We start from the raw sequence: 26303 nt of genomic DNA, 5'->3' as shown, positions 1-26303 counted from the left end.
AATACAGAATAACCAATTTCGGGAGAGGGTTTATGAACGTCATCATGAGCGCGTGCGCCTTAGCGTTGACCGGCGCCGCATTTGCCCCGCAGGCGCAAGCGCAATCGACCGAGCCCCAGACGCCGCCGGCCGCGCCCGAGGCGACGGCGGACAACGACGGCATGGCGCTTCAGGACATCATCGTCACGGCCCGCCGCCGCGAGGAATCCGTTATTTCGGTTCCGCTGTCGGTGACCGCCTTGTCCGCCGACCAGCTGCAATCGTCGAGCGTGACCACGCTGTCACAAGTCGATCGCATCGCCGCGGGCATCAGGATCGCGCCGGTTGCAGGGCGCGTTGGCGTCCTCTCGGTATCGATCCGCGGCATGGTTGATACCGGCGGCCTGTTCACGACCGATCCGACAGTCGCGATCTATTTCGCTGACGCGATCCAGCTTCGTGCCCAGGGTGCCGGTCGGTCCTTCTACGACATCGCATCGGTACAGGTGCTCAAGGGTCCGCAAGGGACTCTGTTCGGCCGCAACCTGACCGGCGGCGCGATCCTGATCCAGCCGGTGGCCCCCGTGCTCGGGCGGACAGAGGGATATGGCCAGGCGCTCTATGGCAATTACGACCGCGCCGAATTCCAGGGCGCGCTCAACGTTCCGATCGGCGACAAGATCGCGCTGCGCATTGCCGGCAACGTCGCTCGCCGCGACGGCTTTGTGACGAACCTCGTCACCGGCACGAAGCTGCGGCAGGAGGACAGCGACTCCTTCCGCGCCTCGCTGCTGATCGAGCCGACCGACAACGTATCCAACTTGCTGATCGTCGATCACTACAAGTCGCGCGGCTTTGGTGGCGCCATCGTTCCGACCGAAGTCAATCCGGCGGTCAACACGCCCGTCAATCCGCTGGCCGTGCGGCAAGCCGCGCTTGCCCGTCAGCGTGCGCGCAGCATCTATCAGGTGGAAGAAACTGCCGACTCGCCCAACCGGGCGCGTAACACCGGTGTGACGAACACCACGACGTTCGATCTAGGCGGCGCGACGCTGAAGAATATCTTCAACTTCCGCCGCGTGTCTTCCTATGATCGCGGCGAAGACGGTATCGCACAGGATCTCCTCTTCCTCATTTCGAGCGGCGAAGCGCGCCAGGTGACCGACGAGCTGCAATTGTCGGGCAACCTGTTCGGCGGCGCGCTCGAATATCAGGTGGGCGCTTATTATCTGCGCGAAACCGGCACGCTCTTTCAGAATTCGACATCGTTCGGCGTGCCGCGTTTCACCAACAGCAAGGCGACCAACTCCAGCCAGTCGGTGTTCGCGCAATTCGATTATCATCTGACCGACAAGCTCACCGCGACGGCGGGCGCGCGCTACACATGGGACAAGCGCGAGATCGAGCAGGCGGTAACCGGCCCGACCACGCCGACGTTCAACGCCGCCCGGGAAGTCCGCTTTTCGAAGCCGAGCTGGACGTTTTCGCTCGCTTACAAGCCGGACGCGGATTCGCTCATCTATGCTGCGACGCGTCGCGGTTATCGCAGCGGCGGTTTCAATGGCGGCGCGACCAACGCGGTGAGCCTTACCGTCGTGGAGCCCGAAACGCTGACCGACGCCGAAATCGGCGCGAAGTCGCAAGGCAGCATCGGCGACGTTCGCTATCGCGTCTCGCTTGCGGCCTATTATTCCGACTATCGGAATATGCAGCGCAGCCTGGTCCAGTCGATCGGGACACCGCCCGCGCCCACGCGCGTGCTGCTCAACGCCGGCAAGGCACGCATTCAGGGCGTCGAGTTCGAAGGGACGCTGATCCCCTTCCGCTTCCTCGAATTGTCCGGATCGGTTGCCTATACGGACGCCAAATATACCGATTATCGCGACCCGCTGACGGGGGCGGACATCACCAGCCTGCCGTTCGCGCTGACGCCCCGCTGGACATACCGTGTCGGTGCCAAGGTCAATCTGCCGTCGTTCGAGCCGGAAGGCGACCTCTCGCTGGCCGTCGACTATTACAAGACCACCAAGTTCCTGAACACCGACGTCACGGCCATCCTTCCGGGCTATGTTTCGCCCGGCTATGGATTGCTGGGCGCGCGCCTTTCCTACGACAACATCGCCGGATCGAACATTCGCCTCGCCGTATTCGGAACAAACCTGACCAACGAGCAGTATTTCGTGTCCGGGACGCCGTTCTACGGTGCGCCGTTCGGCCTGTCCGGCAGCGTCAGCGGCGAGCCGCGGCAATATGGTGTGGAAGTCGGGTTCAAGTTCTGACGCAGATCGCGACTTCACGCCGTCGCGCGGTGCCATAGCCCGTTGGGGACATGGCACCGCCGCACCATCGACCGAAATCGGAAATGTGATGGGTCCCCTCAAAGGCATCAAGATTGTCGAGATCGGCGGCGTCGGCCCGGGCCCTTTCGGCTGCATGCTGCTGGGCGACATGGGCGCGGAGATCGTGCGGATCGACAAGGTGGTCGATGATTTCCGGATCGACGGCGATATGGATCAGGCGTTCAACGTCTGGAGCCGAGGCCGAAAATCCATCCGGTTGGACCTGCGGACGCCGGAGGGTGTCGAGGTCGTCACCCGCATGATCCGCGATGCGGACGCCGTCGTCGAAGGGTTCCGGCCCGGCGTGATGGAGCGACTGGGCCTGGGTCCCGACGACTGTCTCGCGATGAACCCCCGGCTTGTATACGGTCGCATTACCGGCTGGGGACAGAGCGGGCCACTGGCAACGGCTGCTGGACACGACATCAACTATATTGCGCTGTCCGGCGCGCTGGACGCGATCGGTCCGCCCGGCGAGCCGCCGGTCCCGCCGCTCAACCTGGTGGGCGATCTGGGTGGCGGGGGCATGCTGCTCGCCTATGGCGTAGTGTGCGCTCTGGTCGAGCGCATGACGTCGGGCAAGGGCCAGGTCATCGATGCCGCGATGATTGACGGCATCGGCGCGCTCATGGCGCTGTTTCATGGCTTGCAGGCCGCCGGCCAGTGGAGCGATCGGCGCGGCGACAACATGATCGACGGCGGCACGCCATGGTATGGCGTGTACGAGACCGCGGACGGTCGTCATGTCACGATCGGCGCGCTGGAACCCAAATTCTATGCGCGCCTGATGGAATTGCTCGAGCTGACGGGTGAGAAGGCGCTCCCGCCACGCGCTGATCGCACAAACTGGCCCGCCATTCGCGAACGCCTCACCGCCGTGTTCAGGACGCGGACACGCGACCAATGGTGCCGACTGCTCGAAGGCACCGATACCTGCTTTGCGCCGGTGCTGACGATGGCCGAAGCGGCAGCGCACCCCCATTGTGTCGATCGGGACATGTTCGTTCGACTGGACGGCGTCGTGCAACCGCGTCCGGCGCCGCGCTTCAGCCGGTCGGGCCATGGTGCGCTCAAGCCCCCTCCCCGTCTGGGCAGCGATACCGACACCATCCTCCAAACGCTTGGATACACGGCGGCGGAGGCAAGTGCGCTTCGCGAACGCGGCGCTGTCGCATGATGACTGAAAGGCCATTGGCGTGAATTTCGACTTTTCCGAAGACCAACGAGCATTGCAGGCCGATGCCGGCAGATTGCTGCGGCAGCGCGGTGCGTTGTCGGCGGCACGCCACATGCTGTCGGGTACCGCGGCGCTTCCGTCCGAGCTGTGGGCCGAGATTGCCGCGCTCGGCTGGACCGGCGTTGCCGTGCCCGAGCAATATGGCGGCAGCGACATCGGCTTCGAGGCGCTCTGCCTGTTATGCGAAGAAGTGGGCCGAACGCTCGCGCCGATCCCGTTCCTGTCGTCCAGCATGGCGATGCAGGCGATCCTGATGGCTGGCGCGCCGGACGAGCAGGACAGGTGGCTTGCGACGCTCGCCGATGGATCCAGCATCGGAACGCTGGCCATCTTCGAACGGTCGGGCGACCCCGCGCCGGACGCGATCTCGGCGCGCGTGATCGACAGCCGGCTGGACGGCGTGAAGATTGCGGTGCCCGACGGCACGGCGGCCGACCTGGCGATCGTCGCGGCAAAGCAGGCGGACGACGAGATCGGGCTGTTCGTCGTGGCGCTCGACCATCCCTCGGTGTCGCGCAGGAGCATGGCCAATATCGACGGGATGCGGCCCCAGGCCGAGCTGCGATTTTCCGCCACGCCTTGCGCGCGCCTGACGGGCGGCGTCGATGGCTGGAACGGCGTCGAGGCCTTGCTTGCCAAGGCGGCTGTCCTGACCGCGTTCGAGCAGATCGGCGGCGCGCAGGCGTGCCTCGACATGGCCTGCGATTATGCGGTGAAGCGCATGGCCTTCGGGCGTGCCATCGGCTCGTTCCAGGCGATCAAGCACAAGCTGGCGCGCCTGTTCATCGCGATCGAACTCGCGCGTTCGAATGCCAGCTACGGGGCGTGGGCGGCGACGCAGTCGGATCGTGGGCAATTGCTGGAAGCCGCGGCGTGCGCGCGCATTTCCGCGAGCGAGGCGTTCGAGCAATCGGCGACCGAGAACATCCAGACGCATGGTGGCATCGGCTACACCTGGGAGTCGGACTGCCACCTGTTCCATCGCCGCGCGAAGCTGTTGGCCGTGAACCTGGGAAGTACCGGATACTGGTCGCGCGTCCTGGCGGACCTGGTCATCCCTGCATCCGACCGCGAGGCAAACCATGGATTTTGAAGATACCGCGACGGAAGCGGCGTTTCGCGCTGAAGTCCGCCACTTCCTCGAGGCCAACGCAACGCGCCGTCAGGCGGGCCAAGCCGAATCCGAACAGCTGGACGTGCAAGCGTCGCGCGCATGGCAAGCCAGGAAGGCGCAGGCGGGCCTGGCCGGCATTCTGATCCCGACCGAATTCGGTGGCCGGGGCGGGCTGCCGATCGAGCAGGTGATCTACGATCAGGAGGAAGCGCAATTCCGCACGCCGCCCGGTCGTTTGTTCATGATCACGTTCGGCATGTGCATTCCCACCATGATCGAGTTCGCTCGCCCGGAGGACGGCAAACGGCATGCCCGTGCAGCGATCCAGGGCGACGAGGTCTGGTGTCAGCTGTTTTCGGAACCCGCCGGCGGGTCCGATCTTGCCGCATTACGGACGCGCGCCGAGCGGCAGGGCGACGAGTGGATCGTCAACGGACAGAAGATCTGGACCTCCTACGCGCATCATTCCGATTACGGCCTGCTCCTTGCTCGAACCGATTTCGATGCGCCCAAACATGGTGGCCTGACCGCGTTTTTCGTCGACATGAAGTCGCCGGGCATCGAGGTGCGGCCGATCAAGCAGATCGACGGCAGTTCGCACTTCAACGAAGTCTTCCTGACCGATGTGGTCATCCCCGACACGCAGCGCCTGGGCGCGGTGGGCGATGGATGGAAGGTCGCGCTCTTCACCCTGATGAACGAGCGGGTTGCGGTCGGGCGGGTGGACGGCCCCGACTTCGCGATGCTGGTCGCAGGATTGCGTGATGTCGAACGCGACGGCCGGCCAGCGCTGGCGCATCCGACGGTGCGCGACTGGCTCGCGCGCTCCTATGTCCTTTCCGCCGGCCAGCAACACACGATGTCACGCGTCGTGACGGCGCTTTCGAAAGGACGGCAGCCGGGCCCGGAAGCATCGGTCCTCAAGCTGGTCGGCGCGAGGCAACTGATCGATACCGCTGCCACCATGCTGGATTTCATGGGGCCGGCCGGCGCGATCAGCGATGTCGACGAGCGGTCGGACGGCTATTTCCAGGACTTGTTCCTGCGCGCGACCGGCGAGCGGATTGCCGGCGGCACCGAAGAGATCATGCTGAACGTCCTGGCCGAACGCGTGCTGAAATTGCCGGGCGACATGCGGGCCGACAAGGGCATCCCGTTCAGAACGATCGGGACGCAGGCGGCCGCCGGTGGGCGCCCATGACCGGGCTTTCACCGCGCTTTCGTTCCGGCTGCGATCACATGGGTGCGTCGGCGACTGGCAGCCGCCGGATCGATGAACCACCCCCCGTCCCCCCGTTCCGCCAGCTTTAATCGCGAGGATCCCGATGCCCCTTCTCAATGCCGACCGGCTCCTCAACTTCGATGAAGCACCGACGATCGAAGCCTATACCGAAACGGACACCATGCTCTATGGGCTTAGCCTGGGCTATGGCTCGGACCCGCTGGACGAGCGCCAGCTGCGATATGTCTTCGAGCGCGATCTGGTCGCGGTGCCGACCATGGCACACACCCTGGCGATGGACGCCAGCTGGATCACCGATCCTGCAAGCGGCATCGATCTCGCCAAGATGTTGCACGCCGAAAGCGGGCTGACCGTCCATAACCCGCTCCCCGCTTCCGGCCGGGTCTCGAGCAAGCTGAAGATCCCCGAGATCATCGACAAGGGGGAAGGCCGCGGCGCCCTGCTCTACTTTGCGCGCGAGCTGAGCGATGCGGCGACCGGCCAGCACCTCGCCACGATCACCAGCACCTTTTTCCTGCGCGGTAATGGCGGCTTTGGCGGTGCCAATCGCTCGGCGTCGCCACCCGCCGCGATACCGGATCGCGCCGCCGATTTCAGCCTGCCGATCGCCACGCTGCCGCAATCGGCGCTGTTGTATCGGCTGACCGGCGACGACAACCCGCTTCATGCCGATCCCGAACTGGCCAGGAAGGTCGGTTTCGATCGGCCGATCCTGCACGGTTCGTGCACCTATGGCGTGGCGTGTCGCGCGCTGATCCACCTCGTTTGCGGTGACGACCCGCACCGGCTGGGACGCATCGACGTCCGGTTTACCGCACCGACCTATCCAGGCGAAGCCCTGCTGACCGAGGTCTGGAATATGGGCGAGGGTCAGTTCGTGTTCCGCTGCCGCGTCGTCGAGCGCGATATCGTCGTGCTCAACCATGGCGTCGCTCAGTTGCGCGACGCGTGAACCTGCGCTCCGGCGCGGCCGCTATCACAAGTCGAGGCGGCTCGCAGCCGGGATTGCCGAGCGAGTCGCCGGAAAGGCATCGCCCATGAAAAGCGCCAACTGGACCGTCCTGCCGCTCTGCTATTTCGCCGGGCTCGTCGATGGCTATGACATCATCATGAACGGTCTGGCAGCGCCCCAGCTGGCCGTCGATTTCGGCATCAGCCCGGACCAGATGGGGCGGCTGTTCGCGCTGTCCTCGCTGGGTCTCCTCCTCGGATCGCTCGGCGGCGGCTGGTGCGCGGACCGGTTCGGGCCGAAGCGGACGCTGATCGGATCGCTGCTTCTGTTCGGATCCCTCTCTTATTTTTCGTCGCGCGCCGACAGCGTCCCGGCGCTGATGATCACGCGAATGCTGACCGGGGTCGGCATCGGCGCCCTGTTTCCGGCATTGCTGGCCATCGTGGTCGCGGTTTCTCCACCCGCTTCCGCCGCTCGACGGGCCACGGCGATGGTCTCCGCCGTGACGATGGGCAGCGCCTTTGCAGCATTCACCGTCATCCTCCAGCCCGAGATTGGTTGGCGGACGCTGTTTCTCGCCGGTGGCCTGGCGCCGCTCGCGCTGGTCCCGCTGATCGCATTCCTGATGCCGCACATTCCGTTCGGCAAAAGCGACGAACGCCCCTCGCTCGTGTCGCTGCTCCGCCACGGCAGAGCGGCCAACACGCTGATCCTGTGGCTCGCGCTCTTCTGCATGATCATGGTCGGGTACATCCTGATCAACTGGCTGCCGACGCTGCTGGCGGACATGACTTATGCCAAGCAGGATATCGGCGTCATCATCCTCTGGTTCACCTTCGCATCCTCGTTCGGCGTGCTGTTCTTCGCTTATGTGATGCGGGAGGGACGCATGAAGCGCGTCATGGCGTTCGGCTATGCGGGTGCGGCGCTGGGCATCGTGCTCGTCGCCTCGATCAAGGGTCACGTGGTCGCTATTGCCGCAGCGGCGGCGATGCTCAGCTTCTGTCAGACCGGGGTTCAGTGCTTCCTCTATGGGCTAAGTCCTACGCTCTATCCGGCTGGCCTGCGTGGAACGGGATCGGGCGCGGCAGTCGGCGCGGGACGGGTCGGCGCGATCGTCGGCCCGTTGGCCGCAGGGCAATTGCTCGCGCTCGGCTTGTCGCCGGCGGGCCTCCTGTTCGCGACATTGCCGATCGGCGGCGTCTCGCTGCTTGCGACCCTTGCCCTGCTCCGCCGCCGCGCACGCCTCGTAGACCTCAGCTGAACCGCCACTCGGCGCTTTGCGCACGCCGGCGAACCGACCTGCTGGGAAAGCAATCGGAAGCACGAACGGAAAACATTTGATTCCCGCCTCGACACGATTTATGAAACTGACGCCATATTCATTAATGGGCTGGCAGCCTCGATAGAGGCGCCGTGGAGGGGAAGCGGAAATGACATCGGCAAGCGCCAATCGTGCCCGTCTTGCGGCCCTCGGCCCATGGCCCGACCAGTTCGCCGCCACACCCGTCCCGGGCCTCCAAGATCACGGCGAGTAACACCATGCCGATCGGATCGCAGCTGCTGGATACACACGTCCGGACGGTTTCCAGCAGTTGGACCGCGCGCGATTGCCTGATCTATGCGCTGGGCGTCGGTGCCGGCATGGCGGATCCAGCGCAGGAGCTGGAGTTCACGACCGAAAATACCGAAGGCAAGCCGCTTCGGGTATTGCCGACATTCGTCCTGAAGGCGGCGTGCGACAGCGGCATCGATGCTGCGCTCGAACACCTACACGATGTCGATCACGCATCGATGGTGCATGGCGAACAATCGCTGACCCAACATCGCGAATTGCCCGCATCGGGCGCGGTCGAGACCGAATGTCGATTTGTCGAAGTCTGGGATAAGGGGAGCGGCGCGGCGGTGAAGACGCGCGCCTGGGTCCGCGATGCGCGAACCGGCGCGCTGTACGCCACCTGTGATCAAACCCTCTTCTTCCGCGGCCATGGCGGTTGGGGCGGGCCACGCGGACCGGGCCGGCCCCAAACCGCCACAATGACCGGCGAAGCGGACGTTCGATTCACGATTGCCACGCGTCCGGACCAGGCACTGCTCTATCGCCTGTCCGGGGGCCTCAGCCCCGTCCATTCCGACCCGGCCTATGCGCGTCGAGCGGGTTTCGCGGGTCCCATCCTTCATGGCGTTTGCGTGCTTGGCAGCGTTGGCCGCGAATTTCTGCGGCGCTACGCCGATGGCGATCCGGCCAGGTTCAAATTCATTTCGGCTCGGTTCGCTGCGCCGGCTTTCCCCGGCGACGATCTTGACGTCACCGCGTGGAAGGACGGGCGCGCACTCGCCTACGAGGTCCGCAACCAGCACGGCCAGCCCTTGCTCACCGAGGGGCGCTTCGAAGCAGATTGAACCGACCGATTGGCGCAATGCGTCGATGCGTTCCCGCGTAAAAAGCTTAAAACATAAAGACTTATTAAGGAGAGGATGCCATGATGAAGGTCATTTCGTGCGCGCTGCTCGCATCGTCGGCGCTGGTCGCGCCGCTCACCAGTCATGCCCAGACGGCGCCGAAACCGGACGCCTCTGCGGCGCCCGCCGAAGCGGATGCAGGTGACCCTGCATCTTCATCGGCGGCGCAGCAGTCGGGCGGTGGCGTGGCCGAAATCGTTGTCACGGCGCAACGCCGCTCGGAGAACCTGCAGCGCGTCCCCGTGGTCGTGGCCGTTTCGACGCAGGATGAACTGCAGCGCGCAGGCATTTCGGACGTTCAGAACCTGAAGCTGGTTGCACCGGGCGTCGAAGTGCAAAGTCTGAACGGCTCCGCGCTGCCGATCGTCCGCGGCGTCGGCTCCAAGGCGATCGGTGCCGGGATCGAGACGCCGGTCGCGATCTATGTCGACGACGTCTACATCGCCGCGGCGACATCGACGTTACTGTCCTTCAACAATATCGCTCAGGTCGAAGTGCTGAAGGGCCCGCAGGGCACGCTATTCGGCCGCAACGCGACGGGCGGCCTGATTCAGGTCCGCACGCTCGAACCGACGTCCACGGCCACCGGTCGCGTCGCGTTCACCTATGGCAATTACCAGAAAGCGCGCGTCGATGCCTATGTGTCTGGCGGTCTGACGAAAGATCTGGCCGGCGACATCGCTTTTTCCAGCACCACCATGGGGAAAGGCTATGGCCGCAACCTGGTGAACGGTGCCGAAGTCTACAAGATCGACCATGATTTCGGCGTCCGTTCGAAGCTGCTGTTTCGTCCAAGCGATGCGACCAGCTTCAAGCTGATCGGGGATTATAGCAGTGCGCGCAACAGCATGAACGCAGCCAAGATCGGTCCCGGCGCCACCGCGCCGGCCCCCTATGGCCCGGCCTTCACAGGCCGCACCTGGGACATCGCAGTCGATGAGCCCCCCCTCGTCAAGAACGAGCAGGGCGGCGTTAGCCTGCGGATCGATCAAGACCTTGGCGATATCCAGATCGCCAGCATCACTGCCTATCGCAAGTCGACCGTCTACTCGTCTTTCGACTTCGACTATACCGCCACGCGCGGACGATATGCCGAATTCAAGGTTCGCGACAGTCAATTCAGTCAGGAGCTCCAGCTGCTCTCGCCGTCCGGCGGCAGTCTGACCTGGGTGGCAGGAGCGTATTATTTCAAGGCGAGCGCTAGATACCCGTTCGCCATCGCACGCTTTGCCGGCCCGGCGGTCATTCCCACCAATCCGCCGACGATCCAGCAAACCACGCGGGCAGAGCAGAAGACCGACTCCATTTCTGGGTTCGGTCAAGCCACGCTGGCGGTGACCGACGGCCTGAAGCTGACCGCGGGGCTGCGCTATACGAGCGAAAAGCGCACGTTGGCGGACGCAACGCAGTTCCTGACACGCACGGACGGCAGCACGGTGACCCTTGTGCCGCTTTACACCGAGTCGCGGCGCTTCAACAAACTGACCTGGCGGCTTGCAGTGGACTATCAGTTCACCAACGACCTTATGGCTTACGCCTCCTACAACCGTGGCTTCAAGAGCGGCGGCTTCAATCCCCAGACGCTGACGGCCGGCTCTTTCCGCCCTGAAGTGCTCGACGCCTATGAAGTTGGCTTCAAATCGACGCTGTTCGATCGCAAGCTGCGCTTCAACGCGTCCGGCTATTATTACGACTATAAGGACGTGCAGCTCATTCGAGCGCTCCCGATCGGAACTGGCATTTACAACAGCGCCAAGGCAGAGATTTACGGCGTGGACGTCGAGGCCGTCGCGCGGATCACCAACGAGTTGGATCTACGCGTCGGCTATCAGTACAATCATGGCGAGTATACCAGCTTCCCAGGCGCACAGGTCGCCGTTCCGCGCGCCGCCGGCGGCTATGCCATCACCACGGGCGACGTCTCGGGCAACACTACCGTGCTAAGCCCCAAATCCACGCTGAGCGCGACCGGAACCTACACCGTTCCTGTCGGCGGCGGTTCGCTTGAGTTCAGTGGCACCTACTATCACAATAGCGGCTATTTCCACGAACCCGACAACGTCATTCGCACGCCCGCTTATGACCAGTTGAGCGGTTCGATCCAATGGAACGTGGAGAATGGCCTGTTCGTGCAGCTATGGGGCAATAATCTGACGAATGTCGCCGTCCCCGCGGTCGATGGCGTTCAGTCGCTGGGCACCACCGGCCTGCGGCGCACGGTCTGGGCCGCACCCCGCACCTATGGCGCCACCGTTGGCTTCAAATTCTGAATCCAAGGGGCATTCACGGCGGCCGCGAGCAGCCGTGAATGCCCCATCCAAGCGGCTTTTCCGGCGCTATTCTAATCCGAAGCGTCGAATCCGTTTGACAAAAATGAAACTGGCGTCAAATTCATAATCACGGTTGCCCTGCCGAGGTGACAAGCGATTGGAGAGTATCATGCCCTCGTTGTTTGAGCGCTATACGCTAAAGGACTCGGTGCTCAAGAATCGCATCGTCGTGTCGCCGATGTCGCAGTACATGGCTGAAAACGGCGTCATCAACGACTGGCAATTCGGCCATCTGACGACGATGGCACGCGGCGGCTCCGGCCTCGTCTTCACCGAGGAAGTTGCCGTTGCCCCGGAGGGGCGGATTACGCCCTTTCAGGCCGGGCTGTGGAACGACGAACAGGCCGAAGCACTGGCCAAGGCAGCGCGGCTCATCAAGCAGAACGGATCGGTGCCCGGCATCCAGATCGCGCATGCCGGCCGCAAGGCGAATGCCAACCGACCCTGGGATGGTGACGCCCATATCCCAGCGGGCGACTCGCGCGCCTGGGAAACCATCGGTCCGTCACCGATATCCTATGGCGAACTCCTGCCCCGCGTCCCGCGCGAAATGACGATCGCCGACATCCAGCGCGTCATCGCCGATTTCGCGGCGACGGCGGTCCGTGCACTGGATGCGGGCTTTGAATGGCTCGAATTGCACTTCGCCCACGGGTTTCTTGCGCAAAGCTTCTTTTCACCGCACGCCAACAAGCGCACGGATGCCTATGGCGGCTCAGCGGAGAACCGCCGCCGCTTTCCGCTGGAAGTGCTCGCGGCGGTCAGAAAAGTCTGGCCCGAACGGCTCCCTCTCATCGCGCGGCTGGGCGTAATCGAGTTCGACGACCCCCAGCTCGATGCCGAAAAGATCGCCGATTCGATCGCACTGACCAGGGCCATGAAAGCCGGCGGTCTGGACATGCTCGACGTGTCGCTGGGGTTCAACACGCCCAAGGCACGCGTCCCGTTCGAAAAGCCCGGCTTCCTGGTCGATATCGCGGCGGACATCGGGCGCCAGGCTGAGATTCCGATCGCGACCAGCTGGAGCATCTTTACGCCGGACCAGGCAGACGCGATCGTCCGCGAAGAAAAGGCGGATCTCGTCATGCTCGGCAAACCGCTGCTCGCCAACCCGCACTGGCCGTATTTCGCCGCCCAGCAACTTGGCGTCGAATCGCCGTCATGGGTCTTGCCTGCGCCTTACGCGCACTGGCTGGCGCGCTATCCGCGTGATGAGCATGGCCGGTCGATCGTCCCCGCGCGCGACCGGGTCCATCGCACCATCCCCGACTGACCGGGATCGCACCAAATATCCGAACGCAATTCTATCGGAGCCTTGAAGCAATGACCGACCCTCGCCCAGCGGGAGCGCAACGACCGCTCCCCAAGCCGACGCCCGAGACAGCGCATTTCTGGGAAGGGACGCGTGCGGGCGAGCTTCGGCTTCAGACCTGCATGGGTTGCGAAAAGACCTATTTTCCACCGCGTTTCTTCTGTCCCAAATGCGGCAGCCGGTCGGTCAAGATGGTCAAGGCGAGCGGCCGCGCCACGCTGTACAGCTACGTCATCGCCCAGCGCCCCGTTCCGGGATTTACGCCGCCCTATGGCATCTGCGTGGTGGAGCTTGAGGAAGGACCGCGCATGATGACCAATGTCGTCGGCTGTCCGCAGACGCCCGAGGCACTCCAGCTCGACATGCCGCTCACCGTCGTCTTCGAACCGAAGGACGACACGATCACCCTGCCCCTGTTCCAGCCAGCCGGGGAGCAAGTCCGTTGAAGCGGAAATCCATCGCCGTCGTCGGCGCGGCCGAGACGACCGATCTTGGCGTCATCCCTAACCTGTCGCAGATCGGCCTTAACGCAGATGCCGCGCTCAACGCGATCGCCGATGCCGGGTTGAAGCCCAGCGACATCGATGGCGTCGCCACCGCCGGGGAATCGCCGATCGCGCTCGCCAGTTATCTCGGCATTACGCCGACCTGGATTGATGGCACCGGCGTTGGTGGCTGCTCGTTCCTGATGCATCTGCGCCATGCCGCCGCGGCGATCAACGAGGGCCTGTGCACGACCGTGCTGGTGGCCCATGGCGAAAGCGGCCGGTCGCAGATCGCGCCGAGCGCCCCGCCCTCCTATCATCCCGGCTCGCTCGAGGGGCAGTTCGAAAAGCCGTTCGGCGTGGGCTGGGCACCGACGATGTTCACCATTCCGCTGCTCCGCTACATGAAGACCTACGGTGTCACGCTGGAGCAGGTCGCGCAGATCCCGGTCATCCAGCGGCAATGGGCGGCGCTCAACCCGCGAGCGATGGAAAAGGCGCCGCTCACCGTCGAAGACGTGCTCAACTCGAAGATGATCGCATATCCGTTCACCCGGCACATGTGCTGCCTGGTGACCGACGGCGGCGGTGCGCTGGTCCTGACCTCGGCCGAGCGTGCCAGGGATTTCGCTCGCCCGGTATGGGTGCTGGGCACCGGCGAGTCGGCCGAGTCGACGATGATCAGCCAGATGCAGGACTTCACGAGTTCGGCCGCGTTCCGCGTCTCCGGCGCCAAGGCATTTTCGGAGGCTGGCATTACCCAGAGCGATGTCGATCATCTGATGATCTACGACGCCTTCGCGCACCTGCCGCTATATGGCCTGGAAGATCTCGGATTCTGCCAGCCGGGCGAAGCCGCTGGGTTCATCGGCGACGGGCATACCGCGCCGGGCGGCAGCCTGCCGGTCAATACCAATGGCGGTGGCCTCAGCTACATGCATTCCGGCATGTACGGGATGTATGTCCTGCAGGAATCGATCCGCCAGATGCGCGGTATCGCGCCAGCACAGGTTAAAGGCGCGAAGATTTCGGTCGCGCATGGGGTTGCCGGCTGGTTTTCGGGCAGCAGCACGATCATTTTCAGCAACGAAGCGCCCTGACGCCGATGGCCGGATCGGCCGGGATGTAGCGCGACGCATCGCAACGATATCGGGGAGGATGGATGTTTCTGGGTAACTGGGCGGATAAGACGCCGAACAAACCTGCGATGATCTTCGCCAGCAACGGCCAGGTCGTCACCTACCGTGAACTCGACGACCGCTCGATGCAGCTTGCGCAGCTGTTCCATGCGCGCGGGCTGCGCGTCGGCGATCGAGTCGCGCTGTTCATGGAGAACAATCCGCGCTTCATGGAGGTCGTCTGGGCGGCGCTGCGCTCGGGGCTGGAAATCGTGCCGGTCAACCGTTTCGCGCTGCTCGACGAGGTCAGCTACATCGTCAACGATTCCGGCGCCAAGGCCTTCGTCACCTCGTCGGCCCGCGCGGACGTGGCGCGCGACGTCCCGCCTGCGACCCCGCAATGCCATGTCTTATTGATGTGCGACGGAACAGTCGACGGGTTCGACGCCTATGAAGCGGCGATCGCGGCGCAGCCGGTCGCCCCGCTCGGCGAAGCGTGGGCAGGCTCGATCATGCCCTACACGTCCGGAACCACCGGCCGGCCGAAAGGCGTCTACCGCAAGCCGCCGCAAGGGCAGCTGATCTCGGAGCAATGGGCGACGACCACGCTGTTCGAACAGGAATACGGGTTCGGCCCCGACATGGTCTATCTGTCGCCTGCCCCGCTCTATCATGGCGCGCCGATCCGGTTCGCGCGCGCGATCCATTCGGTCGGCGGGACACTGATCGTCATGGAGAAGTTCGACGAGCGCCGCGCGCTCGAGCTGATCGAGCGCTATCGCGTGACCCACAGCCAATGGGTTCCGACCATGTTCGTGCGCATGTTGCGCCTGCCGCGCGAAGTGCGCGAGGCCTTCGACGTCTCCAGCCTGCGCTTCGCCGTCCATGCCGCCGCGCCGTGCCCGGTCGATATCAAGCGCGAGATGATCGAGTGGTGGGGCCCGATTATCTACGAATATTATGGTGCCACCGATGGCTGCGTGGACACCCAGATCAGCAGCGAAGAGTGGCTGCGTCATCCCGGCTCCGTCGGCAAGCCCGCGCCGGGCATGAAGATCTGCGACGATAGCGGCGAACCGGTGCCGGATGGCGAGGAAGGCTTCATCTATGCCGAATGGAACTGCGACATCGCCTATCTGAACGATCCGGTGAAGACGGCGTCCGCGCATAACCCGAAATACTATAATCTGTGGACGGTGGGCGACATCGGCTATGTCAAGGACGGCTATCTGTATCTGTCCGGCCGGCGCGGTTTCACCATCATCTCGGGAGGCGTGAACATCTATCCGCAGGCCGTCGAGGATGCGATCATCAACTGCGAAATGGTCCGCGACGTCGCCGTGATCGGCGTGCCGAACGCGCTGATGGGCGAAGAGGTCAAGGCCGTGGTCGAGCTGATGCCCGGCGTGGCAGCCTCGCCGGAAACCGAAGCGGCCATCATCGCCTACACGCGCAGCAAGATCGCGGCATACATGGCGCCGAGGTCGGTCGATTTCGTCGATGCGTTGCCGCGGCTTCCGACCGGCAAGCTCTACAAGCAGGGGCTGATCGACAAATACCGGGCGAAATGACCGCCTCACACGACAACGATCGGCCCCCACCATCCACGCGATGAAGTGAGCGGGCCAACGAAGGACTTACCCATGACCGTTGCCCAGCTGCCTGAGGGGACCGACGCCGCGTTCGAGCGGTGGTGCTCGACGTTCAACGCCGCCGTCGCTGCGAACGACAGCGAGGGTTTGGCCAGCCTGTTCGCCGCCGACAGCTACTGGCGGGACATCCTGACGCTCGACGAACGCATCCAGACCGCCAAGGGTCCCAACGCCATCCGCAGCATGTTCGAAAATCGCAGTCGCGGCGATAAGCTGCTGCGTATCCGGACCGACGGCGACGCCCTGCCTCAGGAGCTGCCGAACATCGGGCCGATGATCGGCAAGTTCGTTCGCTTCGAGACCGAGACGCTAGTCGGCGAAGGGTTTCTGCGACTTCACGCCGCCGATCTCGACCGTGCCTTCGCACTGCTGACGGTTACCCGGGAACTGAAGGCGCACCCGCCTTTGTCGCTCACCAATCGCGACACGCGCGCCTACCGCACCGGCACCGAATCGCTGACCAACTGGCTCGACAAACGCAACCAGTCGCTCGCCTATGAGGATCGCGATCCCGACGTGCTGGTCATCGGCGGCGGACATGGCGGGCTGACGGTCGCGGCACGGCTCAAGCATCTCGATGTCGACGTGCTGGTCGTCGATCAGAACGAACGCGTGGGCGATGTCTGGCGCAAACGCTACCATTCCCTGACGCTGCACAATCATATTGGGCTGAACCACCTGCCCTATATGCCGTTTCCGGATTCCTGGCCAGTATTCCTGCCCAAGGACAAGCTCGCCGGCTTCCTCGAATATTATGCCGAGGCGATGGAGTTGAACGTCTGGACCAGCACGACCTTCCTGTCCGGCGACTATGACGAATCGGCCGGCCGCTGGACCGTGCGCGTGCGGCGCGGCGATGGCACGATCCGGACGATGCATCCCTCGCACGTGGTCATGGCGATCGGCGTCAGCGGCATTCCCAGCATCCCGACTTTTCCGGGGCAGCATGATTTCAAGGGGCAAATCATCCACTCCAGCGCCTATGGCAGCCAGGTCGATGTCAAGGGCAAGGCGGTCGTCGTGGTGGGCGCCGGCACCAGCGCGCACGATGTTGCGCAGGACGTGCATCTGCGCGGGGGCAAGGCGACGATGGTGCAGCGCACGTCGGTGACCGTCGCCAGCATCGAGGCAGGGACGAACGCAGCGGGTCCCATCACCAGCCTGGAGGGACGCTTCCCCGCCGAACAGCTAGACCTCATCATCGCCGGCCCGTTCGATGTCACGCGCCGCATCCACGCGAAGATGAGCAAGGTGATGGCCGAGCAGGACGCCGAACTGCTGCAAGGGCTGCGCGATGTAGGCTTCCTGCTGGACAATGGCGAGGACGATACCGGCTGGTACATGAAGCTCGTCCGCACGCTCAGCGGCTATTACCTCAACGTCGGGGCCTCGAATCTCATCATCGATGGCGAAATCGGTCTGAAGACGGGCGTCGGGGTCGCGCGCCTGGGCGCGGATTTCGTAGAGTTCACCGACGGTACCCAGTTGCAGGCCGACGTCATCGTCCTCGGGACCGGCTACCGTCCGTTGAAGGATGCCGTCGCCACGCTGTTCAGCCCTGAAGTGGCCGAGAAGGTCGGTCCGATCTGGGGATTGGGGGCCGATGGCGAGCAGCAGGGCATTTGGGGCCGTACCGGTCAGCCGGGCTTTTTCGTCGGCGGCAGCACCTTCACCATGTCGCGCTTCTATTCCAACGTCACGGCATTGCTGATCAAGAGCGACCTGCTCCGCGCCGCCGGCAAGCGCGCCTGACGTCGTATGGACGAGGCGGCTGCACAACAACGATCAGGAACGACGACGATGCAGACTCGCCGCACGCCGCTCGCGCAGAAAGTGCGGGACATGCTCCAGGCACGGAGCGACGCCGGTGTGCCGGATGCCGACCAACTGACGCCCGAGCAGTTGCGCGCGGCGATCGCAAGCGCGGGTCCGCTGACCGCCATCGCACCGGTGGACATCGGCGACATCCGTGACATCGAAATCGAGGGGCCGGGTGGCAAGTTGGCGCTCCGATGCTATCGATCGGCCCAGTCGAGCGACGGGTCGGCCCCGGCACTGCTGTTTTTTCACGGCGGTGGGTGGATGACCGGTGGGCTCGATTCCCATGACGGCATCTGTCGATACCTTTGCCGGGAGCTCGGCTTTCCCGTCATCGCGGTCGATTATCGCCTTGCGCCGGAACACCCCTTTCCCGCCGCAATCGAAGACGCCTTCGCCGCCGCCCGGTGGGTGTTCAACACGGCGGCGCAGCTTGGAATCGATCCCGCGCGAATTGCGGTCGGCGGCGACAGCGCCGGCGGCAATCTTGCTGCGGTATTGGGGATTGCGGGCGCGCGCGGCGATTTGCCGCGGTTCGCCTATCAGATGCTCTTCTACCCAGTGACCGATCTTTCGAGCGAAAGCGCAGGTTATCGCCGCGTCGCCGATGGCGTTCCGATCAGCGGCAGGACGCTGCGCTGGTTCTGGAAGGCGTATCTGTCCGACCCGGCCGACGCGCTGGACTGGCGTGCCTCACCGCTGCTGGCCTCCAGCCTTGCCGGTACGCCGCCGTGCTTCGTCGTTACGGCCGAGCACGATCCGCTGGCCGAAGAGGGTGCGGATTTCGCCCGACGCCTGATCGAGGCAGAGGTCGAGGTCACCCATCTTCACTATTCGCACCATCTTCACGCGTTTCTGGGGATGGGTGGCGTGCTGCGTGAAGCGAAGGCGACCCTCGTCAGCGCAGCGGCGGCGGCGCGAATCGGCCTGAATTTCGAGGCTCAGGCGCTAGTGCCGGTTTCGGTCGAGGGAGTTTGACATGTCGGTGATGCCGAAAAAATCGATCGGAACCCGCACCATCCTGGCGCTATGCTATCTGACGTTGATGGTGGACGGGTTCGATCTCGTCACCAACGGCCTAATCGCACCGCGCGTTGCGCCCGAATTCGGGATGGGGCCCGCCGACCTCGGCCTGCTGTTCGGTTTGACCTCGTTCGGCATGTTGATCGGCGCGATCAGTGGGGGGATGCTCGGCGACCGTTTCGGTCCGAAGGCGGGTCTGCTGCAAGCGCTCCTGGTGTTCGGCACCGCGTCGCTGCTGTCGGCGCTCGCGACGAACGCGCCCGTGTTGATTGCAACGCGGGTCCTGACCGGCATCGGCATCGGCGCGGCCCTCCCCAATGTGCTGTCCTATGTCGCGACGCTGGTCGCACCCGAACGGCGCGCCGGCGTCGGCACCATCATGGGATCGGCCGTGCCCATTGGCGGCGGCGTCGCCGGACTGCTGATCTTCGCATTTCCAAGCGACCTGTCGTGGCGCGCCATCGTCCTCCTGGGCGGCATCCTGCCTCTGGCATTGACGCTCCCGCTGGCGCTCATGCTTCCTAAGGCCCGCGCCGACGTGCGAGCGCGCGTGGAAAAGCTTCCGCTTGGCAACTTGTTCGAAGCCGAACGCCGCTTTCTGACGCCGATGCTGTGGCTGGCGTCATTCCTGACGATGAGCCTGTTCTACGCGCTGATCAACTGGCTGCCGACCTTTCTCGGCCAGATGGGGCTCGGCAAGGGGCAGGTCGGCCTGATGATGCTGTTGTTCACCTATACCGGCGCAATATCGGCGATCGTGTTCGGCATCGTCCTGCAAACGCCTGGCCGGACCAAGAAGCTGGCGATCGCCGGTTTTGTCGGCACCGGTGCGGGCGCCATCGCGCTTCACTTCGCGGGGCCGGATTTCGCCAGCATCGCGGCCGCCGCGTTGCTCACGGCCACCTTCTCGTCCGGCGCGCAATGCCTGCTGCTGGGACTGAGCCCGACCATCTATCCGCTCGCCCTTCGCGGCCGCGGGGCTGGCGCGGCGATCGCGGCCGGACGGCTCGGCGCGATCGTCGGCCCCATGTCGGCCGGCTTCATCCTGGCGGCAGGCTCGACCTATGGAACGGTCTATCTGCTCATGGTGCCGCTCGCCATCGCCGCGCTGTTCGCCACGCTCGTCGTGCTCGATAGATCGGCAATCGACAAGGTCGCTGCCTCTATCCCAGCTACTTCGCATCACTGACCAGCTCAGATGCGACATCTCGCCTAGTTGAACTAACCGACACTCCAGGGATCCAGTAACGCATGAAATTGGCATCGTTAAAATCCGGGCGCGACGGCGCGCTCATCGTCGTATCGGCTGACCTGAAGACGGCCACACGCGTCGATTCCGTGGCCCCGACCATGCAGGCACTGCTCGACGATTGGGACACGCTCGCGCCGAAACTCGAAATCATCAGCGCGCAGCTGAATGCCGGCGAATGCGCGACGGCATTCGCACTCGACATGGACGCACTCGCCGCCCCGCTGCCGCGCACCTATCAATATGTCGATGGCGCATGCTATATCAGTCACATTCGCCGAAACCGCATCGCTCGCGGCGACAAACTGCCCGACGACATCCTGGATGCGCCGCTGATCTATCAGGGCATCAGCCATGGCTATGGCGCCTGGAACGATCCGATCCGGGGACAGAAGGAAGCGGACCTCATCGATTTCGAGGCGGAGATCGCCGCGATTACCGGCGACGTGCCGCGCGGCGTTTCGGCGGATGAGGCGACCGGGTACATCCGGCTGTTCTGTCTGTTGCAGGACACGTCCCTGCGCCGCCTGGTCGCGCCCGAGCTCAAGCGGACGTTCGGGTTCCTGACGTCTAAGCCCGAATCCTTTCTTGGCCCCATCGCCGTCACCCCGGACGAGCTAGGCGAGCTGTGGGACGGAAAAATGGTCTCGGGCAAGTTGAAGGTCCATCTGCGCGGCGAACTGATCGGCGATCTCGAGGCGGGGATCGACAGCCCGTTCGACTATGGCCATGCGATCGCGCATGTCGCCCAGACGCGTGCTTTCGTCGCGGGCAGCATCCTGGGCCTCGGCACCGTGTCGAACGAGGCGGCCGATACCGATCCGAGTGTGGGCTGCGGCTGCATCGTCGAATATCGCGCGCTCGAGTTCATCAAGACCGGCACGTCGAAACTCGAATTCATGAAGTCCGGCGATCGTGTGCGGATCGAGTTGTTCGATCGCACCGGGCAGTCCGTGATGGGCGCGATCGACCAGGTCGTTGCCTGATGCGATCGGCAGGCTGACATGAAGCTGCATCATTTCGCCCATTCCAGCGCGAGCTACCGCGTTCGCATGGTGCTGGCGCTGAAGCAGATCGAAATTTCCTATGTGACCGTCGACATGCCGGCGCAGGAGCAGACCCGGCTGCCTTTTGCCGCGCTCAATCCGCAGCGGATGGTCCCCTGCCTGGAGCTCGACGATGGTCGGGTGATACCCCAGTCGCTCGCCATCATCGACTATCTGGAAGGGCTTGTGCCAGAGCCGAGCGTCTATCCGGCCGACCCGGTGCTGCGCTCCCAGGCGCTTGCGCTCGCCCTGTTCATCGGCAGCGAGACCGCTCCACTCCAGACCCGCCTCGTACGGCGCATCCTGGCGGAATCGTTCGGGTTCGATGAAGCCGCGGACCAGCGCTGGATCACCACCTGGATCCGCCGCGGGCTGGAACATGCAAACGCATTTCTGGCGGCCAGCGACCACGCCGGAACGTTCACGTTCGGCGAAACGCCGGGCATCGCCGACATCTTCATCGTGCCGCAACTGCGCAATGCGGCGCGGTTCGGCGTCGCCACCGACGATCTGACCGAGTTGAATCGGCTCGACGCGGTCGCCAAGGCGCACCCTGCCTTGGCAAAGGCGCACCCGGATGCGTGGCTCTAGTGCACATAAGCCGTCGAGCCGGGCGACATCGCCGCTGTTACCCCTCGACCCCTATGGCCTGCCGAGCTAAGCGCTTAGGAACACGTGCGGACAGGGTCAGAACAAGTCGATGAACGCTCCCGAGACCAACCCTCGCCAAATCTCGAAATCCGAACGGACGAGAGCGGATCTGCTGCTTGCCGCTCGCGAAGTGATCTCGCGCGATGGGCTCGTCAACACACGCATCGTTGATATCGTGCAGCATGCCGGCAGATCCTCGGGCCTGTTCTATTCCTACTTCAAGAACAAGCGAGAGTTGTTTGCCTCGCTCGTCGAAGAATTTGGCGACAATCTGTCAGACACCGCGCCTGACCCGGGTGATTACACCGACGACCCGGCCGCGCTGGTGCGTGCCACGGTCCAAGGCCTGTGGCATCGCTACAAAGAGCATAGAGGCGACGTAAAGGGCCTGTTTGAAACGGCCCTGACTGACGACGAAATTCGCGCCGAGTGGCAAAAGCTTCGCAAAGCCGGCATACGATCGTTCGCATATCGGATTCGGAAGCAGCAGGCCGTGGGCCTATGCCAAGGCATGGATCCTGACCTTGCAGGGTCAGCGCTCCTCGGCCTGTTCGAATTCGGGTTCTTTAACTGGGAAATCTGCCGGCTCGATTATCCGGATGCCGATGTCCCCGACGATCAAGCAATCGAGACGCTGGTGACGCTCTTGCAGAGCGCGTTGCAGCTCGCGCCGGGGCGCACGGAGACCTGACGTTGGCACGACCGACATCGCATCGCCATGCGCGTTGCGCTGCGCGATGGATCTTTGTCACCGCCAATGCGGCTATGCTATTGTCTGATCAGGATCTGCCCAACGCAGGTGTTCAGGAGAGTTCAAGATGCTCGCTGCGGGCCAGGTAGCAGGTCGGGAGATCGCGCCCCAGTTCTTGGCTGCATTGATCGAAGCCATTGGGGACGAAACGTTCGGCGCGCGACTGTTGCATTGTCTGAACGATTTGTGCGGCGCGGAACACTGCGCCGTTCTCCATGTCAGTTTCGATGAAATGGCAGGGCTTGCATTTGCGAGCGTCAGACCGATCGGTCGAGGGCAGCGGCAGTTCGCGAGTTACACGAATGGATGGTGGCGGCGCGACCCGATGATGCGCGCGGCCACGGCGCAGCTTGATCGACAATCGACCGGTGTCGTGCGCTGCCACATTTCCGATGTTCGCGACGCCAGCTTCGTCGAGCAAGTCTACGAGCCGACCCGCATCTGCGATCGCGTGCTGCTTTGCAGCCGGAACGAGAGCGGAGTGTTCGGGCTCAGCCTCTTGCGATCGCACGAGGTCGGTCAATTTACGGCGAATGCGTTCGCGTCGATCAAGCGCAACGTGCCTCTGCTGCTCGCGCTGGTCGAGAAGCACGGGGCGATCATGGCTCGCCGCCTTGGCAGCGCCAATCCCCTGACGTCCCTTCCGCACATCGAACAATGCATCGCGTCGGCAAGGTCACCGCTCAAGCGTCGCGAAGCGGAAGTCTGCGCGCGGTTGCTCTACGGCGTTTCCGCCGCCGGCATCGCAGCGGATCTGGAAATCGGCGAGGAAACGGTCACCACCTATCGCAAGCGCGCCTATAGCCGCCTTGGCATCGCCTCGCGCCACGAACTTCTGATCTGGTATCTCGATCTGTGGCATACGCGCCACTGAGCCGGCTCGGACGACCGTGGGGGCGGCGGGAAACCGCGCGGTTCAATCCGGTTGATAGCGTTCCCGGGTCTTTCGAATCAGGTCGCGCAGCACCGGCCCGGCCTCGAGCCTTTCGGCAGCCGCCCGCTTCTTGGCATCGCACCACATCTTCAGATCCGCATAGCCCTGCTCCGTATGCTGGTTCCACAGCGGGTCCAGCGGCGCCGTAATCTCGAGGCGCATGCCATTGGGATCATGAAAATAGATGCTGTAGATCAAGCCCTTGTGATCGGTCGGACCGACGACATCCACGTCGTTCTGCGCAAGCCATACCGCCCAACGGTCCACTTCCTCGCGATCCGCGACCTCAAGTGCGATGTGGTCGAAAATATCGTATGCGGGGTGCGCGACCGCTGGTCGGGCGGGCAGGCCCGGCACCTCGAAAAAGGCGATGGTCGGGCCGTCCTGCATGCGGAAGAAGATGTGAAAGTATGGAAACGGATCGCCGGTTGACGGCACGCTGTCGTCATAGACCGTGCTGGCCAGTTCCATGCCCATGACGTTGATGTAGAAATCCGCCGTTGCCTCCACGTCGTGTGTGACCCACGCGGCATGGTTGAGCATGAGCGGCACCAGGCCTTTGCTGACGGTCGGCCGCTCCGCCTGGTCCGCGTTGTTCATTGCTTGTGGCTCCATCACGGCGCAAAATTCCGAGCCGAATCATAGCTTCATCGATGGCCGCGCGCAGTCCCTCGCAATGGGGACCTGTCGATCGCCGCGGTCCCCGAAAGGGGGGATAGCCGGCCGGCAGCGCATCGTGGACTATTGCCATGGCTGCCGCGCCGCTTCGCGCGCTGATGATCGCATCCGTCGCCAAAGATCCTTTTGCGAGGTCGATGATGCAGGGATCGACTCATCCGGCCAAGGACCACGGTGCGCGCGATGTTGAAGGTCGAGAAACCAATGGCTTGTGAGATCGAATTCGAATGGGTGCACGTCTCCTACGACGAGACGTCGCAATTCACCGAAACCTATGGGTTTTCCGGAAGTCAGGGGCTGGTCAACCTTGAAGGCGTGCTGATCCGGCCGGTCGATCGCGCATCCCGAACGCTGCTCGTCTTCATGCACCCCTCCTCCACTTTGCAGCTGCTGCCGGTACCGCAGGAGGCTGCACGGATGGGTGCCCATGTGCTCTGCGCCGGAACGCGCTACGCTCGCAACGACACCGCCGCCATTCTGGAAAAGGTGGTGCTCGACCTGGGCGCCTATATCCGGCACGCCAAGGCGGTCTGGGGCTATGAGAAGGTGGTGATCGTCGGCTGGTCGGGCGGTGGATCGCTCGCCCTGTTCTACCAGTCGCAGGCCGAGCGCCCGACCATCACGCACACGCCGGCCGGCGATCCGGTCGATATCGCAGGTGCCGGCCTCATCCCCGCCGACGCGCTCGTCTTTCAGGCCGCGCACATCTCGCGCGCGCGTCTGCTGGTCGATATGATCGACCCCTCGGTGCTCGACGAAAGCAAGCCCGACATTCGCGACCGCCACCTCGACATTTACGATATCGCAAACCCGAACCGCCCGCCCTACGGCGCGGCCTTCGTCGAGCGCTATCGCGCGGCGCAGCTTGCGCGGGTGCGACGGATCACCGCCACCGTCAAGGAGACGATGGCAATGCTGAAGGACAAAGGCGGCGCCGAGGTCGAGCGCGGTTTCGTCACGCACCGCACCTTGGCGGATCCCCGCTTTCTCGATCCCACGCTGGACCCCAACGAGCGCAAGCCAGGATGGTGCTATCTTGGCAATCCCGAAACCGCCAATTCGGGCCCGGTCGGCCTGGCGCGCTTCTCGACCTTGCGGGCTTGGCTTTCGCAATGGTCGATCGACGACAGTCAGGCCGACGGACTATATTGCGCAGCGTCGATCACGGCACCCATGCTGGTGATCGAGAACACCGCCGACGATGGCGTCCCGCAGCCTCATCCTCGCATGATCTTCGAGGCGGCGTTCAGCCACGACAAACAGTTCGAGCGCGCCGTGGATGCCAATCATTACTATGCAGGTCAGCCGCAGCAATTGCGACAGGCCACACAACTGGTGCAGACGTGGCTGCGCGACCGACAGCTATCCTGCTGAAGCAGAGTGCCCACCAGCGGCCGTAGGAGACACGGAACCGTGTCTAGAGTTCTACTCCGGATAAACCACCAAGGTCGGTAGGACCTGCGCTCTTCACTTCAGCGGCGCCGTTTAGTCAGCCCTGCTACCTCACTTGGCCACACCGCCCAGCCATTGCCCCGGGAAGAAAATCGGTAATCACAAATCACGTCGTCGCTGGTGATCAGTCTACTGACACCGCCTTTACACCAACTCGATCTGGCGCGAGGATGGCGCCGCGCCATCACTAATTCAAACTGAGCGAACAGAGCTTTAAACCCAGTTCCGGGTTCCAATCAGAGCGGATTTGGCAGCTGCCTTGAAGTTCAACCGCCTAGAAGTGCACACCAACTGATGCGCGCGCCGAATTGACCCCATACGCCTGCGCTGCTGAGCAACAGACCGCCGCGAACTGCCGGGACATCCGGAGCGGAACATCGGTTCATCGCCTCTTCGCCGCACAAAAACTTTTCCAATGCCGATATGGGGCAACGGAGAGACCGCTAACACGGGGATTGAGCGATCTTTATCCTGGGC

Annotated in this window: 22 protein-coding genes; 21 read left to right on the top strand and 1 reads right to left on the bottom strand. The window is 63.7% G+C overall.

The genetic code is table 11. The annotated features are described in order from the left end of the window. Positions 1 to 32 precede the first annotated feature (32 nt). From M9978_RS07715 to M9978_RS07625, 19 genes are all read left to right on the top strand, one after another. Positions 33 to 2258: a TonB-dependent receptor gene (locus tag M9978_RS07715; RefSeq protein WP_254292430.1), complete on the top strand. Its 2226-nt coding sequence runs from the start codon at positions 33 to 35 to the stop codon at positions 2256 to 2258. Positions 2259 to 2346: 88 nt separating this feature from the next. Further along, positions 2347 to 3495, top strand: coding sequence for a CaiB/BaiF CoA transferase family protein (locus M9978_RS07710; protein WP_254292429.1), 1149 nt, complete (start codon positions 2347 to 2349; stop codon positions 3493 to 3495). A 19-nt stretch (positions 3496 to 3514) separates the two neighbouring features. Beyond that, positions 3515 to 4648, top strand: coding sequence for an acyl-CoA dehydrogenase family protein (locus M9978_RS23295; protein WP_254292428.1), 1134 nt, complete (start codon positions 3515 to 3517; stop codon positions 4646 to 4648). Continuing rightward, on the top strand, positions 4638 to 5870 hold the full coding sequence (locus tag M9978_RS07700; RefSeq protein WP_254292427.1) for an acyl-CoA dehydrogenase family protein: 1233 nt from the start codon (positions 4638 to 4640) through the stop codon (positions 5868 to 5870). Before M9978_RS23295 ends, M9978_RS07700 begins: the two co-directional genes overlap by 11 nt. Positions 5871 to 5994: 124 nt before the next feature. Next, entirely contained in the window at positions 5995 to 6864 is an 870-nt protein-coding gene (locus M9978_RS07695) for a MaoC/PaaZ C-terminal domain-containing protein (RefSeq protein WP_254292426.1), read from the top strand. A gap of 85 nt (positions 6865 to 6949) precedes the next feature. Then, a complete protein-coding gene (locus tag M9978_RS07690; RefSeq protein ID WP_254292425.1) occupies positions 6950 to 8128 on the top strand; it encodes an MFS transporter in 1179 nt (392 codons plus the stop codon). 200 nt (positions 8129 to 8328) lie between these two features. Beyond that, a complete protein-coding gene (locus tag M9978_RS07685) occupies positions 8329 to 9267 on the top strand; it encodes a MaoC/PaaZ C-terminal domain-containing protein (protein ID WP_254292424.1) in 939 nt (312 codons plus the stop codon). A gap of 80 nt (positions 9268 to 9347) precedes the next feature. Beyond that, entirely contained in the window at positions 9348 to 11597 is a 2250-nt protein-coding gene (locus tag M9978_RS07680) for a TonB-dependent receptor (RefSeq protein WP_254292423.1), read from the top strand. A gap of 169 nt (positions 11598 to 11766) precedes the next feature. Next, positions 11767 to 12930 (top strand): NADH:flavin oxidoreductase/NADH oxidase, encoded by a 1164-nt coding sequence (locus tag M9978_RS07675; RefSeq protein WP_302053849.1) that lies wholly within the window; start codon positions 11767 to 11769, stop codon positions 12928 to 12930. A gap of 50 nt (positions 12931 to 12980) precedes the next feature. Beyond that, a complete protein-coding gene (locus tag M9978_RS07670) occupies positions 12981 to 13415 on the top strand; it encodes a Zn-ribbon domain-containing OB-fold protein (RefSeq protein ID WP_254292422.1) in 435 nt (144 codons plus the stop codon). Beyond that, entirely contained in the window at positions 13412 to 14554 is a 1143-nt protein-coding gene (locus M9978_RS07665; RefSeq protein ID WP_254292420.1) for a thiolase C-terminal domain-containing protein, read from the top strand. The genes M9978_RS07670 and M9978_RS07665 overlap by 4 nt, the downstream gene beginning before the upstream one ends. 62 nt (positions 14555 to 14616) lie before the next feature. Next, positions 14617 to 16143 carry an acyl-CoA synthetase gene (locus M9978_RS07660; protein WP_254292419.1) on the top strand — a complete coding sequence of 509 codons (1527 nt, stop codon included), beginning with the start codon at positions 14617 to 14619 and terminating at the stop codon, positions 16141 to 16143. A 72-nt stretch (positions 16144 to 16215) separates the two neighbouring features. Beyond that, entirely contained in the window at positions 16216 to 17976 is a 1761-nt protein-coding gene (locus M9978_RS07655) for a flavin-containing monooxygenase (RefSeq protein ID WP_254292418.1), read from the top strand. Between the two features lie 48 nt (positions 17977 to 18024). Then, positions 18025 to 19020, top strand: a complete 996-nt coding sequence (locus M9978_RS07650; RefSeq protein ID WP_254292416.1) for an alpha/beta hydrolase — start codon at positions 18025 to 18027, stop codon at positions 19018 to 19020. 1 nt (position 19021) lies between these two features. Beyond that, positions 19022 to 20254: an MFS transporter gene (locus M9978_RS07645; protein WP_254292415.1), complete on the top strand. Its 1233-nt coding sequence runs from the start codon at positions 19022 to 19024 to the stop codon at positions 20252 to 20254. Positions 20255 to 20316: 62 nt separating this feature from the next. Beyond that, positions 20317 to 21300: a fumarylacetoacetate hydrolase family protein gene (locus M9978_RS07640; protein ID WP_254292414.1), complete on the top strand. Its 984-nt coding sequence runs from the start codon at positions 20317 to 20319 to the stop codon at positions 21298 to 21300. A gap of 18 nt (positions 21301 to 21318) precedes the next feature. After that, positions 21319 to 21951 (top strand): maleylacetoacetate isomerase, encoded by a 633-nt coding sequence (gene maiA, locus M9978_RS07635; protein ID WP_254292413.1) that lies wholly within the window; start codon positions 21319 to 21321, stop codon positions 21949 to 21951. Between the two features lie 109 nt (positions 21952 to 22060). Beyond that, positions 22061 to 22702 carry a TetR/AcrR family transcriptional regulator gene (locus M9978_RS07630; protein ID WP_254292412.1) on the top strand — a complete coding sequence of 214 codons (642 nt, stop codon included), beginning with the start codon at positions 22061 to 22063 and terminating at the stop codon, positions 22700 to 22702. A 127-nt stretch (positions 22703 to 22829) separates the two neighbouring features. Beyond that, positions 22830 to 23636, top strand: coding sequence for a helix-turn-helix transcriptional regulator (locus M9978_RS07625; RefSeq protein WP_254292411.1), 807 nt, complete (start codon positions 22830 to 22832; stop codon positions 23634 to 23636). A gap of 42 nt (positions 23637 to 23678) precedes the next feature. On the opposite strand, the gene M9978_RS07620 is transcribed toward M9978_RS07625, so the two are convergent. Continuing rightward, positions 23679 to 24296, bottom strand: coding sequence for a VOC family protein (locus tag M9978_RS07620; protein ID WP_254292410.1), 618 nt, complete (start codon positions 24294 to 24296; stop codon positions 23679 to 23681). Between the two features lie 149 nt (positions 24297 to 24445). On the opposite strand from M9978_RS07620, the gene M9978_RS07615 reads away from it, so the two are divergent. Together M9978_RS07615 and M9978_RS07610 are read left to right on the top strand one after the other, a co-directional pair. After that, on the top strand, positions 24446 to 24589 hold the full coding sequence (locus tag M9978_RS07615; protein WP_254292409.1) for a hypothetical protein: 144 nt from the start codon (positions 24446 to 24448) through the stop codon (positions 24587 to 24589). Then, positions 24579 to 25748, top strand: a complete 1170-nt coding sequence (locus tag M9978_RS07610; RefSeq protein ID WP_254292408.1) for an alpha/beta hydrolase — start codon at positions 24579 to 24581, stop codon at positions 25746 to 25748. Before M9978_RS07615 ends, M9978_RS07610 begins: the two co-directional genes overlap by 11 nt. Positions 25749 to 26303 lie beyond the last annotated feature (555 nt).

The organism is Sphingomonas tagetis, from assembly GCF_024211275.1.
Lineage (GTDB): Bacteria > Pseudomonadota > Alphaproteobacteria > Sphingomonadales > Sphingomonadaceae > Sphingomonas > Sphingomonas tagetis.
This window is presented reverse-complemented; position numbering and strand designations above follow the sequence as displayed.